The organism is Paenarthrobacter sp. NPDC058040 (assembly GCF_042885775.1).
Lineage (GTDB): Bacteria > Actinomycetota > Actinomycetes > Actinomycetales > Micrococcaceae > Arthrobacter.
Window position 1 is genome coordinate 1 of record NZ_JBHVRN010000007.1, and the last position, 13,508, is coordinate 13,508.

The 13,508-nt window shown below is 63.4% G+C and carries 17 protein-coding genes and 1 pseudogene; 13 read left to right on the forward strand and 5 right to left on the reverse strand.

From position 1 onward, the window contains the following. Window positions 1-134, reverse strand: a pseudogene (locus tag ACFVSJ_RS10685) (aspartate aminotransferase); the annotation flags it as partial. 156 nt (window positions 135-290) lie between these two features. On the opposite strand from ACFVSJ_RS10685, the gene ACFVSJ_RS10690 reads away from it, so the two are divergent. The 9 genes from ACFVSJ_RS10690 to ACFVSJ_RS10730 all read left to right on the forward strand — a co-directional run bounded on the left by ACFVSJ_RS10690 (window position 291) and on the right by ACFVSJ_RS10730 (window position 7,198). Further along, entirely contained in the window at window positions 291-920 is a 630-nt protein-coding gene (locus tag ACFVSJ_RS10690; protein ID WP_387436715.1) for a DedA family protein, read from the forward strand. A gap of 179 nt (window positions 921-1,099) precedes the next feature. Continuing rightward, on the forward strand, window positions 1,100-1,402 hold the full coding sequence (locus ACFVSJ_RS10695; RefSeq protein ID WP_387436717.1) for an urease subunit gamma: 303 nt from the start codon (window positions 1,100-1,102) through the stop codon (window positions 1,400-1,402). A gap of 8 nt (window positions 1,403-1,410) precedes the next feature. Beyond that, on the forward strand, window positions 1,411-1,764 hold the full coding sequence (locus ACFVSJ_RS10700) for an urease subunit beta (RefSeq protein ID WP_387436719.1): 354 nt from the start codon (window positions 1,411-1,413) through the stop codon (window positions 1,762-1,764). Next, the gene (gene ureC, locus ACFVSJ_RS10705; RefSeq protein WP_387436722.1) at window positions 1,761-3,491 is read left to right on the forward strand and encodes an urease subunit alpha; all 1,731 of its coding nucleotides are present in this window, start codon (window positions 1,761-1,763) and stop codon (window positions 3,489-3,491) included. The genes ACFVSJ_RS10700 and ureC overlap by 4 nt, the downstream gene beginning before the upstream one ends. 7 nt (window positions 3,492-3,498) lie before the next feature. Continuing rightward, window positions 3,499-3,975 (forward strand): urease accessory protein UreE, encoded by a 477-nt coding sequence (ureE, locus tag ACFVSJ_RS10710; protein ID WP_387436724.1) that lies wholly within the window; start codon window positions 3,499-3,501, stop codon window positions 3,973-3,975. Continuing rightward, window positions 3,956-4,636, forward strand: a complete 681-nt coding sequence (locus tag ACFVSJ_RS10715; protein WP_387436726.1) for an urease accessory protein UreF — start codon at window positions 3,956-3,958, stop codon at window positions 4,634-4,636. Before ureE ends, ACFVSJ_RS10715 begins: the two co-directional genes overlap by 20 nt. Before the next feature lie 14 nt (window positions 4,637-4,650). Beyond that, on the forward strand, window positions 4,651-5,268 hold the full coding sequence (gene ureG / locus ACFVSJ_RS10720; protein ID WP_387436729.1) for an urease accessory protein UreG: 618 nt from the start codon (window positions 4,651-4,653) through the stop codon (window positions 5,266-5,268). Window positions 5,269-5,453: 185 nt separating this feature from the next. Then, entirely contained in the window at window positions 5,454-6,155 is a 702-nt protein-coding gene (locus ACFVSJ_RS10725) for an urease accessory protein UreD (RefSeq protein ID WP_387436731.1), read from the forward strand. Further along, complete coding sequence (locus ACFVSJ_RS10730) at window positions 6,155-7,198, forward strand: HoxN/HupN/NixA family nickel/cobalt transporter (protein ID WP_387436733.1); 1,044 nt, start codon at window positions 6,155-6,157, stop codon at window positions 7,196-7,198. The genes ACFVSJ_RS10725 and ACFVSJ_RS10730 overlap by 1 nt, the downstream gene beginning before the upstream one ends. Before the next feature lie 93 nt (window positions 7,199-7,291). On the opposite strand, the gene ACFVSJ_RS10735 is transcribed toward ACFVSJ_RS10730, so the two are convergent. Next, entirely contained in the window at window positions 7,292-8,269 is a 978-nt protein-coding gene (locus ACFVSJ_RS10735) for a serine hydrolase domain-containing protein (protein WP_387436735.1), read from the reverse strand. Between the two features lie 117 nt (window positions 8,270-8,386). Here ACFVSJ_RS10735 and ACFVSJ_RS10740 point away from each other — a divergent pair, with 117 nt between their 5' ends. The 4 genes from ACFVSJ_RS10740 (at window position 8,387) to ACFVSJ_RS10755 (ending at window position 10,546) form a co-directional block, all read left to right on the forward strand. Continuing rightward, window positions 8,387-8,896 carry an RNA polymerase sigma factor gene (locus tag ACFVSJ_RS10740; RefSeq protein ID WP_387436737.1) on the forward strand — a complete coding sequence of 170 codons (510 nt, stop codon included), beginning with the start codon at window positions 8,387-8,389 and terminating at the stop codon, window positions 8,894-8,896. 2 nt (window positions 8,897-8,898) lie between these two features. Further along, on the forward strand, window positions 8,899-9,915 hold the full coding sequence (locus tag ACFVSJ_RS10745) for a hypothetical protein (protein WP_387436739.1): 1,017 nt from the start codon (window positions 8,899-8,901) through the stop codon (window positions 9,913-9,915). A gap of 206 nt (window positions 9,916-10,121) precedes the next feature. Further along, complete coding sequence (locus ACFVSJ_RS10750; protein ID WP_387436741.1) at window positions 10,122-10,319, forward strand: hypothetical protein; 198 nt, start codon at window positions 10,122-10,124, stop codon at window positions 10,317-10,319. Next, complete coding sequence (locus ACFVSJ_RS10755) at window positions 10,316-10,546, forward strand: hypothetical protein (protein ID WP_387436743.1); 231 nt, start codon at window positions 10,316-10,318, stop codon at window positions 10,544-10,546. Before ACFVSJ_RS10750 ends, ACFVSJ_RS10755 begins: the two co-directional genes overlap by 4 nt. A 70-nt stretch (window positions 10,547-10,616) precedes the next feature. Here ACFVSJ_RS10755 and ACFVSJ_RS10760 read toward each other — a convergent pair whose 3' ends face one another. From ACFVSJ_RS10760 to ACFVSJ_RS10770, 3 genes are read right to left on the reverse strand one after another with little or no spacing between them, the layout of a single operon-like run. Continuing rightward, a complete protein-coding gene (locus ACFVSJ_RS10760; RefSeq protein WP_387436745.1) occupies window positions 10,617-11,447 on the reverse strand; it encodes an aldo/keto reductase in 831 nt (276 codons plus the stop codon). Window positions 11,448-11,506: 59 nt separating this feature from the next. After that, window positions 11,507-12,523, reverse strand: a complete 1,017-nt coding sequence (locus ACFVSJ_RS10765; protein WP_387436747.1) for an SDR family oxidoreductase — start codon at window positions 12,521-12,523, stop codon at window positions 11,507-11,509. Further along, a complete protein-coding gene (locus tag ACFVSJ_RS10770; RefSeq protein ID WP_387436748.1) occupies window positions 12,520-13,491 on the reverse strand; it encodes an aldo/keto reductase in 972 nt (323 codons plus the stop codon). The genes ACFVSJ_RS10765 and ACFVSJ_RS10770 overlap by 4 nt, the downstream gene beginning before the upstream one ends. Between the last annotated feature and the right edge of the window lie 17 nt (window positions 13,492-13,508).

Here is a 13,508-nt window from a genome sequence, read left to right on the forward strand (position 1 = left end):
GTGGGGATGTTGATGTCGCCAAGGTGGAAGGGGTAGACGAGGTTGCCCTTCGCCTTCCAAGCGGCAGCGGCCTGCGCGACGCTGAAAGCAGTTTCGGTGCCCAGGCGTTCGAGCCGGTGTGCGAGTTTCTGCATGTGCGGTATAACTCCTCATCGAGCTGGTCACGCTTGTAGCGTGAGGTACGCAACTAGTATATTAGTGATGTATTAGGCTGTCTACGGGTTGCCTGAGAATTAACTGCTGCCGTCCGGCCCTCCCTTGGGAACCGGATTTCTGCCACACTCGGAGCCATGCAGTCGCTGTTCGAGGGACTCCTCCACGCCAGCCCGTTGGTGGTGGTCTGCATCGTCTTCGCCTTGGTCTTCGCCGAAGACGCCCTGTTCATCGGCTTCGTCATTCCCGGCGAGACGGCCGCCGTCATTGGCGGAGTCTTCGCCAGCCAGGGCGATCTGCCGCTGTGGTTGATGATCCTGGTGGTTGTCTCCGCAGCCATCCTCGGCGACACCGTGGGCTACGAGATCGGCAAGCATCTGGGCCCTCGCATCATGCGGATGAAGATCCTGGACAAACGGCGGGCCCGCCTGCAGCACGCGGAAGACTTCCTGGCCAGGCGGGGCGGCCTCGCCGTATTCCTCGGACGTTTCACGGCGTTCTTCCGTGCCGTCATGCCTGCCCTTGCCGGGCTCAGCCAAATGCCCTACCGCCGTTTCGCGACGTGGAACTTCACCGGCGGCATCGTGTGGGGAAGCCTCTTCGTCACCATCGGCTTCGTTGCCGGGAATTCCTACGAGGAAGTAGCCCGTATTTTCGGCCGTGGTGCCGCGCTGGTGGTCGCGGGCATCGCCGTCGTGATTCTCATCATCTGGCAGGTGCGGAAGCACCGGGCCGAGGGGAAGCCGAAGGCCGCTCCGCGGGAGTAGGAAACGCGGACGAAACTTTGCAAGTCATACGCTGGTCGCAATTCGTTGGCAGGGATCTCAAGTGGATATGTCAGACGTTTGGAGCTATAAGAGTAGTAGCGCCCGACGTCCTCGGCTGTTCCAGCCTCGAGTGATCTGACGTCCGTCTGCGCAGCACCAGGAAGTTTGAAGGAGAACCTATGCATCTTTTGCCGCGTGAGCAGGAAAAACTCATGATCGTGGTGGCGGCTGACCTTGCCAGGCGCAGACAGGCGCGCGGGTTGAAACTGAACTACCCGGAATCGGTAGCGATCATCAGTTACGAGCTCATCGAGGGTGCCCGCGACGGCAAGACAGTGGCCGAACTCATGAGCTACGGAACAACGCTCCTCCGCCGCGAGGACGTGATGGAAGGCGTCCCTGAGATGATCCACGACGTCCAGATCGAGGCCACCTTCCCCGACGGCACCAAGCTCGTCACCGTCCACGACCCCATCCGCTAGGAGCCCACATGATCCCCGGAGAGTACCGGCTCCAGCCCGGAGCCATCGTCTGCAACGGCGGCCGCGACGCGATCGCCGTCGAAGTCATCAACCGAGGCGACCGTCCCGTCCAGATCGGTTCGCACTACCACTTCGCCGAGGCGAACCGCGCACTTGAATTCGACCGCGAAGCCGCCTATGGCCGCCGCCTGGACATCCCGGCAGGCACCGCCGCGCGCTTCGAACCCGGCGATACGAAAACCGTCCACTTGATCGATCTGGCAGGGTCCCGCGAAGTCTTCGGGCTGCGGAACGCCGTTAATGGAAAGCTCGACGGCGGCACACGCCCGGGCGGGGCCGTCGCCGAAGGAGCCGCAGAATGAGCTTCGAAATTTCCCGTAAGCAGTACTCGGAGCTTTACGGCCCCACTACCGGTGACGCCATCCGTCTTGCCGACACCGAACTTTTCCTTGAGATCGAGAACGACCTCACCAGCTATGGCGAAGAGGTGGTGTTCGGCGGCGGCAAGGTGATCCGGGACGGGATGGGCCAGAACGGGCAGTTGACCCGTGCAGAGGACATCCCGGACACCGTCATCACCAACGTCATCGTGCTGGACTACACCGGCATCTACAAGGCCGATGTCGCCCTCAAGGACGGCCACATCTTCAAGATCGGCAAGGCCGGCAACCCGCAGATCACCGACGGCGTGGACATCGTGATCGGTGCCAGCACGGAGATCATCGCGGGTGAGCGGAAGATCCTCACCGCAGGCGGCATCGACACCCACATCCACTACATCTCCCCGGAGCAGGTCCCCACCGCACTGTGCAACGGAGTCACCACCATGGTGGGTGGCGGGACCGGGCCCGCGGAAGGCACTAAAGCCACCACCATCACTCCCGGCCCTTGGCACATCTCCCGCATGCTCCAGGCTGTAGAGGGACTCCCCATCAACATCGGCATCTTCGGGAAGGGCCACGCCTCCGCCGTCGAGCCCCTCGCAGAGCAGATCCGCGCGGGTGCCGTCGGCCTGAAAGTCCACGAGGACTGGGGCGCCACCACGTCCTCCATCGACATGTCCCTGCGCGTTGCTGACGAATACGACATCCAGGTGGCCATCCACACGGACACCCTGAACGAGTGCGGTTTCGTTGAGGACACCATCAACGCCATCGATGGCCGCGTGATCCACACCTTCCACACTGAAGGCGCAGGCGGAGGCCACGCACCGGACATCATCAAGATCGCCGGGCTGCCCAACGTGCTGCCCGCGTCCACCAACCCCACCCTGCCGTACACGAGGAACACCATCGAAGAGCACTTGGACATGCTCATGGTGTGCCACCACCTCAACCCGGACATCCCGGAAGACGTGGCCTTCGCCGACTCACGCATCCGTGCCGAAACCATCGCCGCGGAGGACGTCCTCCACGATCTTGGCGTCTTCGCCATCACGTCCTCCGATTCCCAGGCCATGGGCCGGGTTGGCGAAGTGGTCACCCGCACGTGGCAGGTGGCCGATGCCATGAAGCGCCAACGCGGAGTGCTGCACGATCCCTCCGGCGCCGTGCACGGCTCCCCGGACAGCGACAACTTCCGCCTGAAGCGTTACGTGGCCAAATACACCATCAACCCGGCCATCGCGCAGGGCATGGCGGACAGCATCGGCTCGGTGGAACCGGGCAAGTTCGCCGACCTGGTGCTGTGGGATCCGGCGTTCTTTGGAGTGAAACCGGAAGTGGTGATCAAGGGCGGCCAGATCGCGTACGCCCTCATGGGCGACTCCAACGGCTCCATCCCCACGCCGCAACCCCGCACCATGCGGCCGATGTTCGCCACGTACGGCAAAGCGCTGCAGCAGTCCTCCATCACGTTCCTGTCCAAGGCCGCAATCGAGGCAGGCGTACCGGAAAAACTCGGCTTGGAACGGGTTATCCGGCCAGTCAGCGGCATCCGCGACGTACGCAAAGGGGACCTCAAGCACAACGGCGAAACCCCGGACATCGTTGTCGACCCCGAAACCTACAAGGTGACGGTGGACGGCGTCGAGGCCACCTGCGAACCCTCCGACGTGCTGCCCATGGCGCAGCGCTACTTCCTCTTCTAGGACATCCATGATCATCGAAAAAATCCTGGGCAACCTCCACGAGGTACCCCACAGTACCTACGCCGGACACCATAAGGAAAAGGTCGTCCTCCCCAGCGCCCTGCTGGTCAAGCGCATCCAACGCGTCACCACCGATCACGGCAAAGAACTCGGCATCCGCCTCCCCTCAGGATCCGGAGACCTCCGCGACGGCGACATCCTCGCCGTCGAAGACGCCAACGTCATTGTCATCTCCGTGCTGCCCACGGACGTCCTGGTGATCGCAGCCCGGACCATCCACGAAATGGGCGTCGTGGCACACTCGCTCGGCAACCGCCACCTCCAGGCGCAGTTCTTTGAAGCTTCGTCGGACTACGGGGCCGAGGTCATGGTGTGCCAGTACGACCACACCGTCGAGGACTATCTCAAGCATGTTGGCGTGCCGTATGAGAGGCAGGAGCGGGTGATGCCGGTGCCGTTCCGCCATGCAGAGCACACGCACTGATTACCAACTGGCTCTCCAGCAGCTGACCGACTCGGCGTTGCCCACAGGAGCGTTCGCCCACTCCTTGGGGTTTGAGGGGTACATCGAGCGGGAGCTGGTTTCAGACGAACTGTCCTTTAGCCGGTGGCTGGGCGCGTTCGTGGGCCAGCAGCTGACCTACTCCGACGGCCTCGCAATCCGCTTTTTCTACGAGGATGTTGCCCTGCCCGAGTTGGACGAAGCCCTCACCGGATGCCTGCTGGCGCGGGAGGTGCGCGAAGCGTCATCCAAGATGGGTGGGCGATTGCTCGAGATCGGCAGCGAGGTATTTCCGTCTCCGGAGCTGGAGGCCTACCGAAGCCTGGTCCGGGAGGGCAAAGCGGTGGGCCACCAGCCCCTGGCGTTCGCCGTCGTCGCGCGTTCACTCGGCGTGCCTCTCCGCGAGGCGCTGGCCGCCTACTTCTTCGCCACCGTCACCTCGCTGACGCAAAACGCGGTACGCGCCATCCCGCTCGGCCAAAACGCCGGGCAGCGGGTACTTAGGAGCGCGCACGACGCCGTTGCTGCCGCCGTCGATGCGGTCCCGCACCTGAGCTGGGACGACCTTGGGGCCGTGAGCCCCGGACTGGAAATTTCACAAATGCGGCACGAGCGCCAACGCGCCCGCATGTTCATGAGCTAAACCAAGGAGGACACATGACTGAGCCCATCATCATCGGCATCGGCGGACCCGTCGGAGCGGGAAAGACCCAACTCGTGGAGCGCATCACCCGCCACATGAGCACGGACATCTCCATGGCCGCCATCACCAACGACATCTACACGATCGAAGACGCCAAAATCCTCGCAGCCAACGGCATCCTGCCGGAGGACCGGATCATCGGCGTCGAAACCGGCGGCTGCCCGCACACCGCCATCCGCGAAGACACGTCCATGAACACCGCCGCCATCGAAGAACTCAAGCAACGTCACCCGGACCTGCAGGTGATCTTCGTCGAATCCGGCGGCGACAACCTCTCCGCAACGTTCAGCCCCGAACTCGTGGACTTCTCCATCTACATCATCGACGTCGCCCAAGGCGAAAAGATTCCGCGCAAGGCCGGCCAAGGCATGATCAAGTCGGACCTGTTCATCATCAACAAAACGGACCTGGCACCCCACGTGGGCGCTGACCTGTCCATCATGGAGCGGGACTCCAAGGAATTCCGCGGGAACAAGCCGTTCTGCTTTACGAACCTGAAGACTGATGAGGGGTTGCAGGAGGTCCTTGGCTGGATCAAGCGCGACGTCCTGATGCTCGACCTGGCGCAATGAGTCAGCCGAGTTTCGCTCTCGTCTCACCTCGGGCCGCGTCCGCGCATCGCCCTGTGCGGGGGCGGTTGGAGCTTGGCGTCAGTGTGCGCCGGGGGCGTTCCGTTGCTTCGCGGCAGTTTCATGAGGGGGCTTTGCGGGTGTTGCGGCCGCACTATCTCGATGGGAGTGGGCAGGTTTGCTACGTCATGGTCAATCCTGGCGGGGCTTACCTGGGGGCGGATTTGTTCCTTATCGATGTGGAGGTGGAGGCCGGCGCGGAGTTGTTGCTGACTACGCAGTCGGCCACCAAGATTTACCGGACGCCGGGGTCGTTTGCTGAGCAGCGGACGGTCATCAGGCTGGGGGAGCGGTCGCGGTTGGAGTTGGTTCCGGACCAGCTCATCGCCTACCGGGAGGCCAGCTACAGGCAGGTTTCGCACATCAGCCTCCACCCGTCGTCGAGCCTGGTCATGGCGGAAGTCATCACGCCGGGGTGGTCGCCGGACGGAGCCGACTTCCGATACGAGGAGTTGCGGCTCCGGAATGAGATCCGGGTGGAAACGTCGGCCGGTCCCAAGCTCCTTGCGCTCGACAACCTCCTGATCCGGCCGCCGATGGGCGACGTGACGGGCATGGGCTTCATGGAGGGCTTCAGCCACTTGGGCTCGCTGATTGTGGTGGACCCGCGCGTGGACCAGGAACTGGCCGACGAGCTGGACCGGATCGCCCGTGACTATCGGGCCCATTCGGGTGTTTCATTGACCATCAGCGTTGCCGGGACCACGGGGTTGGTCCTGCGCTCGTTGTCCAACAGCACCCAGGAACTCAACGAATTGCTGGGCGCCTGCACAGGCCTTGTACGGAAGCGCTGGCACGGGCAGGAGCCCTTGAACCTAAGGAAGTATTAATGACTGCGCTGACTGAGTTCGCCACGATGTACCGGGAACGGGAGACGCTGTCCCTGCGGACCCGGCTGCTCTTCACCTTCGGTGCCGTAGTCGCATTGCATGCTGCCGCCGTCGTGCTTTTGCTGTTCGGTTCCGTTGGAAGCGCGCAGCCGCTGGCGCTGGGCCTGGTGGTCACCGCCTACGTTGCGGGAATCAAGCACAGCTACGACTGGGACCACATCGCCGCGATCGACAACTCGACGCGGAAGTTCGTGGCGCAGCGAAAGGACCCGGTGAGCGTGGGGTTCGCGTTCAGCCTGGGGCACAGCTCCGTGGTGGTCCTGGCTGGTTTGCTGGTGGTGGCGGGTGCGACGGTGATCGGGCAGTTCATGGAGGACGGCACCACCGGCAACAAAGTCCTTGGGCTCATTGGCAGTGGTGTTTCTGGCCTGTTCCTGCTGGTCATGGGCTTGTTCAACGGCTCGGCGTTTGTGCGCGCAACGCAGGTTTACCGCAACGTGCAGGCCGGCGGCGACGTCCGCCCCGAAGACCTGGAGGCCAAGGGATTCGTGGCCAGGCTCCTGGCCAAGCCGCTGTCCAAAGTGGAGCGTCCGCGCAACATCTACGTGATCGGCTTCCTGTTCGGGCTGGGCTTCGACACTGCAACCACCATCGGGTTGCTGGTCATCACCACGACGGCGTCACTCGCCGGAGTCTCGCCGCTCGCCCTGATGGCGTTGCCGTTGGCGTTCACCGCAGCGATGACCCTGTGCGATTCCGCGAACGGCGTGGCCATGATGAAGATGTACAAATCGGCCATCCACAACCCGCGACGCAAGCTTGGGTTCAACGCCGTGATCACGGGCATTTCCGCGGTGTCGGCGCTGTTCATTTCTGTCATTACGCTGGGTGGGTTCCTGAACGCTGCCTTCGACCTGGAAGACCCCGTGACCACGTGGCTGGGCGAAATCGACCTCGGCGACGCCGGCCTGATCCTGGTGGCCCTGCTGCTGCTCGTGTGGGCCGTCTCAGCCTGGCGTGGACGGATGAAACCCGCCGCCTGACCTGCACACCTCGTCGACCCAACTGGGTCGCAGTTAAGCGCGTTTTGACGGCTGTAAACGCGCACAAATGCGACCCAGTTGGGCGTGCGGGGGCTAGGAAGCCGCGACGGCGTTGAACAGTTCCGTCGTGTCGACGCCCAGGTCCGGGGTGTCCAGGACGTTGGTCAGGAACACCACGCAACGGTCCTGCTCCGGCAGCATCCACCACTCCGTACCCGCCCACCCCGGGTGGCCGTAGATCCCGCGGGCCGTCAACTCGGATTCATTCGCGGGCAGTTGGAAGCCAAGTCCGGTGTGGCGTCGCGGGCTGGGCAGGACACTGATGAAGGGGACGTCCTTGGTTCGCGGCCTCCGCATCGCCGCCAGCGTGGCGGGTTGGACCGCCTTCCCGGAATCGCGCAGGAGCTCGGTGCCCAGATTGAGCAGGTCCGCAGCGGTTCCGAAGAGGCCAGCGCCGGGATGCCTGTTCTTGTACATGGCGTGGACATCGAGGCTGGGTTCGCTGTCCACATGGACGGTGTGTGGCTTGCATCCGGCATCGAAAGTCAGTCCCTGGGCCCCCGTGTCGGCGGCGAGGGCAAGGAGCTGCTCCTCAAACGGACGCCCATCGGCCCACTCAGCCATGGCAGCAGCCCCTTCAAACGCGAGGTTGCAGTACTGCACCAACGAACCCGCGTAAAAAGTCTGCCCCGCCTTGGTGAGGGCATCACGCAGGGGAGTCGCGGCGTCGATATTCGGGTCGGTAATCCCGGAGCGGTGACTGAGCAGGTGTTCCAAGGTGACGTTGTCCGTGCGGTCTGCGCCGAAACCCGGAACGGCGGTGGCCAAAAACGTACCCAACGACAACTTGCCCAACTCCACCTGCCGCATGACCGTCAGCGCGGTGATGGGCTTGGTCACCGAGAAAAGGGCAAAGTGGTCGTCGGCCGTCGCGTTCCTGCCGCCGTCGCTCCCAAACGCCACGATCTCCTCGATGCCTTCGCTTGAGGCGATGCCGAGCACCGCCACCGGCACCCGCCCTTGCTCGGTCTGCTTCCGGGCCCAGTCGATGGCCGGTCCTGTATTTACCATGGCTCGAATCTATCGCGCCTTTCTCCAGATTTTTCGAACAAGCTGTAACCCAGGTGCGGCACCCGGAAACTATATGGGTATCCTGCAGTTCCGGGTTCTATTCATCAGGGGGAAATCGTGCTTTCCGAGCGCGAATTGGCGTTTATCGCCATTCACAAAGACAGCTACCCAGCCGTCTTCAGGTTTGTTGGCCGACGCGTCGAGTCGGTGGAGGTGGCAGAGGAAATTGCCGCCGATGTATTCCGTGTGGTGTGGCAGAAATGGTCCGACGACACCCGGCCCGAACTCGCCTACTTGTTGGGCATCGCCCGCAATTTGGTGGGCAACGCCTACCGCAGCCGCGACCGCCAACAGGCGCTCCAAGAGAAACTGCGCACGACGACGGTGCAGCGTTTCGGTGGTGGATCCGAAAACGTCGCGGTACAGGATGCGATGGCGCGGCTGCGCGAAAAGGACCGCGACATCCTCCAGTTGGCCTACTGGGACGGCTTGGGTTCCGCCGAAATCGCGCTGGTCCTCCAATGCAGCGAATCGGCCGCCAAGGTCCGTCTGCATCGCGCCCGCACAGCATTCCGGAAACAACTGCCTGCAGGTTTAGAGACGACTACAGAGAAGTTGGGGGTCTGACCATGGATCCGATCAAGAACCAGATTGCCGCAATCGACCCGTTCGATCCCGCCACAGAGCCGAGCGGGGAGGAAGCCCTGCACAGAATGCTGTCCGGCTCCACGGTCTACAGCGACACGAACCCGCTGCGGAGCGTTCCCTCGCTCGAGGATCGCCGACGCCGCAAGGCACGCATCGCGGGAGGCCTGCTCCTCGGCGCCGCAGCCGTCACGGCCGGCGTGTTGGTGGCCTCGAACTTCGGCCCGGTCAGCTCCACGCCGGCGCCGGCAGTAACCCTGGACACCGCCACGCCAACGCCTTCCGTCACGCCGACACCGTCGCCCACCGCAACGCCCTCGGCAAGCACGACGCCGGAACCCACCCAGGTGCCGACGCCCACCACATCCGCTGTGGCCACCACGGTGCCGGTGGTGCCACCGGTCCAGGTGCCGACGACGAAGACGTTCACATTCCCTGATGGGCATTTGTCGTTCGTGTACCCGGCGGATTGGACCATCCAGACGGAGCAGGGCCCCTACAGTGCGCCGGAAGACCAGGCTAATTCGATTATTGCCCACGTCTACGATGCCGCCGGATCCGACGTGGCGAGGATTTTCAACGGGATGTATGGCGACGGCACAGCTGGACCTGTAAACCGAACGATTTTGGATCGCGCTGTGGTTGCAGGCGTAAGGGACAACTCCGGTGAGACGGTGGAGTTTGGATTCTCTTGGACTCAGTCCCGATACGTTCCCTACGAGGGGCCCGCATATGAGGGTATGCCGACCGCGCCAACTGGTCCGCCGGAGGATCCGCCCTACTACACCATGGACGTCCGGATCTCCTCGATGCTGGAATCCGGACCCACGACGTCCGGCACCAACCAGGTCCGGGTACCCAACGGCATCATGAACGCGTACGTGAACTTCGACCCCAACAAAAGGCCAACCTTCGCCACCCCTGCGGCAGCCAAGGCGTGGATGGGCACGCAGCAGTACGCCCAGCTCAAGGCAATGTTGCTCAGCCTGAGTTACAAATAGGACCAAAAGAAGGCCCGCAGGACCTTGATCGGAGGATCTGCGGGCCTTCCGCCGCGCCCAGGGTCGAAAATGTGCTGGGCAAGTGCATGGCACTGTGCATAAACCTTGTGCAATTGCCTATAACAAAGGGCTCCCAAGTTTCATAGGGTTGAGGAGATCTGCTTCACACTGCACAATGCCCTAGCTACCAAGGATGAGATTCAACGATGAAGAGCATCGCCCTCCTGCGCGAACGAGCCACCCGCGTTATGCCCACCGGTTCCCACTGCCCGGCCTCGGGCTTGTGGAGCCCGGATTCCGAGCCGGACGCGGTCCAGGTTTTCCCTGAGGGGCACGTCCTTCCGGCGCACAACGGGGTTGCTACGGTGTGGCGGCGCCGTTCAGCCGCCGACGTCTCGGCATGAGCAGGAGCATCCTCAGCAGGCCGGAGGATTACAGGCACGTTCCGGCGGCGGAATGGACGGGACTCAAGGCCGGAGATCCGATCTGGATTTACGATGTCGCCTGGGGCGCGGGAACCGGACGCGTGGACGACGTCTCGCAGCACCAGGAGCTCTTGTGGGTTGTCCTCGAACCGACCGGCCGCAAACTCCTGTGCGGCACGGACGACGTTGAGGTCTGGGCCGCCTAAGAACCACCGAGATGGCATTAGGTGCCAATGTTTGAGCGGAGCATTGGCATCTAATGCCATCTCGGCGTATTTAATGCCCCTGCACGTCGGAGTCCACGCCGGCGTCAGGTCCGGCGTCGAGGGTTTGCAGGCCAGCCAGATCGTCGTGGTCCAGTTCGAAACCGAAGACGTCCAGGTTCTCCTGCATGCGCTGCGGATTGGCCGTCTTCGGAATGGCCACCAGGCCCTGCTGGACATGCCAGCGCAGCACTATTTGGCCCGGGGTCTTGCCGTGCTTTCCGGCAATCGTTGCCAACACCGGAGCGTTAAGAAGGTCGCTGCTGGCACCCAGCGGGCTGTACGACTCCGTGACGATGCCGTGTTGATCGTTGAAGGCCCGGGCCGCCGGACGCGGGATGGAAGGGCTGACCTGGATCTGGTTCACCGCAGGAACCACGCCCGTTTCCGCGAACAGCCTGTCAAGGTGCGAAGGCTTGAAGTTGGAAACGCCGATGGAGCGGACCTTGCCGGATGCCTGGAGTTCCTCGAAGGTCTTCCACGTGGCGACGAACTCGTCGCGGCGGGGGAGCGGCCAGTGGATCAGCAGCAGGTCCACGTAGTCCAGGCCGAGGCGCTTCAAGGAACCGTCCAGCCCTGCAACAGCTTTGCCGGAGCCCTGGAACTCGCCGTCCAGCTTGGTGGTGATGAACAGTTCCTCCCTCTCCACGCCGCTGTTCCGGATCCCGTTGCCCACGCCGGTTTCATTCCCGTACTTCACCGCGGTGTCGATATGCCGGTATCCGCGGGAGACGGCTTCCACCACGGCTTCGGCCACCTGGGCATCGTCCAAGGGCCACGTGCCCAGGCCCAGTTGGGGAATGCTGAACCCGTCGTTGAGTTTGATGAGCGGGGCAAGTGCCATTGGCCAATCTCCTTAGCGTGGGAACGTGCGGAAAACCGAAAGACAGCGTTCTTGCTGTTCTACGCCGGCTGCGCAGGACTTGGCAACAAGGCCTGCCGGGACCAGTCGTAGAGCCGGTCACTCAAGGTCATGAAGTCCTGGTCCACCACCTGTAGGTCCGGATGCTGGTCATGCCACTCCACGATCTCCCGGGCGCCATCAGCAAAGGGAATGGTTGCTGCGTAGTCCGGGACCAGTGCCTTGATCTTGGTGTTGTCGAAGACCACCGAATGGGAACGGTCGCCCAGGAGGTTTGGTCCCAGCGCGGGACTGTGCGCCGCGATGGTCTCCGAGGAAACGTGGAAGAGCTCCGGCTCGGGAACGCCGGCGGCCCGTGCAAACAAGCGATAGACCTGGTCCCACGGGAGGAATTCGTCAGAGGTAATGGTGTAGCTTTCGCCAACGGCCTGCGGGCGCCCGAGGAGTCCAACGAACGCCTTGGCAAAATCCCGGCTGTGGGTGAGCGTCCACAGCGAGGTCCCATCGCCGTGGACCAGCACGGGCTTGCCTGCGCGCATCCGGTGGATGTCAGTCCATCCACCCACCATGGCGATTTTGCTCCGGTCATAGGTGTGGGACGGCCGAACCACGGTGACCGGGAAATCCTGCTCCCGGTATGCCTGGAACAAGACTTCCTCGCAGGCAATCTTGTCCCGCGAATACTGCCAGAACGGGTTCTTCAGGGGCGTCGATTCCCGGATCGGCAGTGTGGTGGGCGGCTTCTGGTAGGCCGAGGCGGAACTGATGAAGACGTACTGGCCTGTCCGCCCGCGGAACAACTCCAAAGCCGTGCGAGCCTGGTCCGGAGTGTAAGAGATGAAGTCCGCAACGGCGTCGTACTCCCGTCCGCCAAGTACCTCACGCACCGCCTGGACATCGCGGATATCGGCGTGGAGCACCTCGGCGCCTTCGGGGACCGGCCGCCCGGCCGACCGTCCGCGGTTGAGGATGGTCAGCCGGTGGCCCAGCGCGACGGCGCGTTCAGCCGCCGCCGCACTGATGACACCGGTCCCGCCGATGAACAGGATGCTGCTCACCAGGCGTAGTCCTCCGGGGCGGGGCGGTGGCCCGGGAAAATGTCGTCCAGGCGCTTGAGGGCGTCCTCGTTCAGGGTGACGTCCAGCGCCCGGATGGCCGAGTCCAGCTGCTCCTGGGTGCGCGGACCGACGATGGGCGCCGTCACTGCGGGCTGGTGGAGCAGCCACGCCAGCGCTACATCGCCGGGTGCGTGTCCCAGTTCGTCGGCGAAATCCTCGTACTGGCGGATCTGGTCTTCGTGCTGGCGGAGGGTCTCCAGGGCCCGGCCTTCGGTGCGGCGGACGCCTTGCTCTTCCTGCTTCAACACGCCACCCAGCAGGCCACCCTGCAGCGGTGACCAAGGGATCAGCCCGAGTCCGTACTGCTGGGCCGCGGGGATGACTTCAAGCTCCAACTCCCGGCGGAACAGGTTGTAGATGGACTGTTCGCTGACCAAGCCCGTGTAGTTGCGGCGACGTGCCGCTTCCTGGGCCTGGGCGATGTGCCATCCGGCAAAGTTGCTGCTGCCCGAGTACAGGATCTTGCCCTGCTGGACTGCCACCTCGATGGCCTGCCAGATCTCGTCCCACGGAGTATCGCGGTCGATGTGGTGGAACTGGTAGACATCGATGTAGTCCGTCTGCAGGCGCTTCAGGCTGGCATCCAGGGCCCGGCGGATGTTCAACGCGGACAGCTTGGATTCGTTGGGGCGATCGGTCATGGTGCCGTACAACTTGGTGGCTATCACGGTCCGTTCGCGGCGCTCGCCGCCCTTCGCGAACCAGCGGCCGATGATTTCCTCGGTCCAGCCGCGGTGCTCGGTGCCGCCGTACACGTTGGCGGTATCGAAGAAGTTGATGCCAGAGTCCAGCGCGGAATCCATGATCGAGTGCGAGGCTTCTTCCTCGGTCTTCGGGCCGAAGTTCATGGTGCCCAGGCATAGGCGGGAAACTTTGAGGCCGGAGCGGCCCAAGTGCGTGTACTGCATGCTGTTGGTGTCCTTCT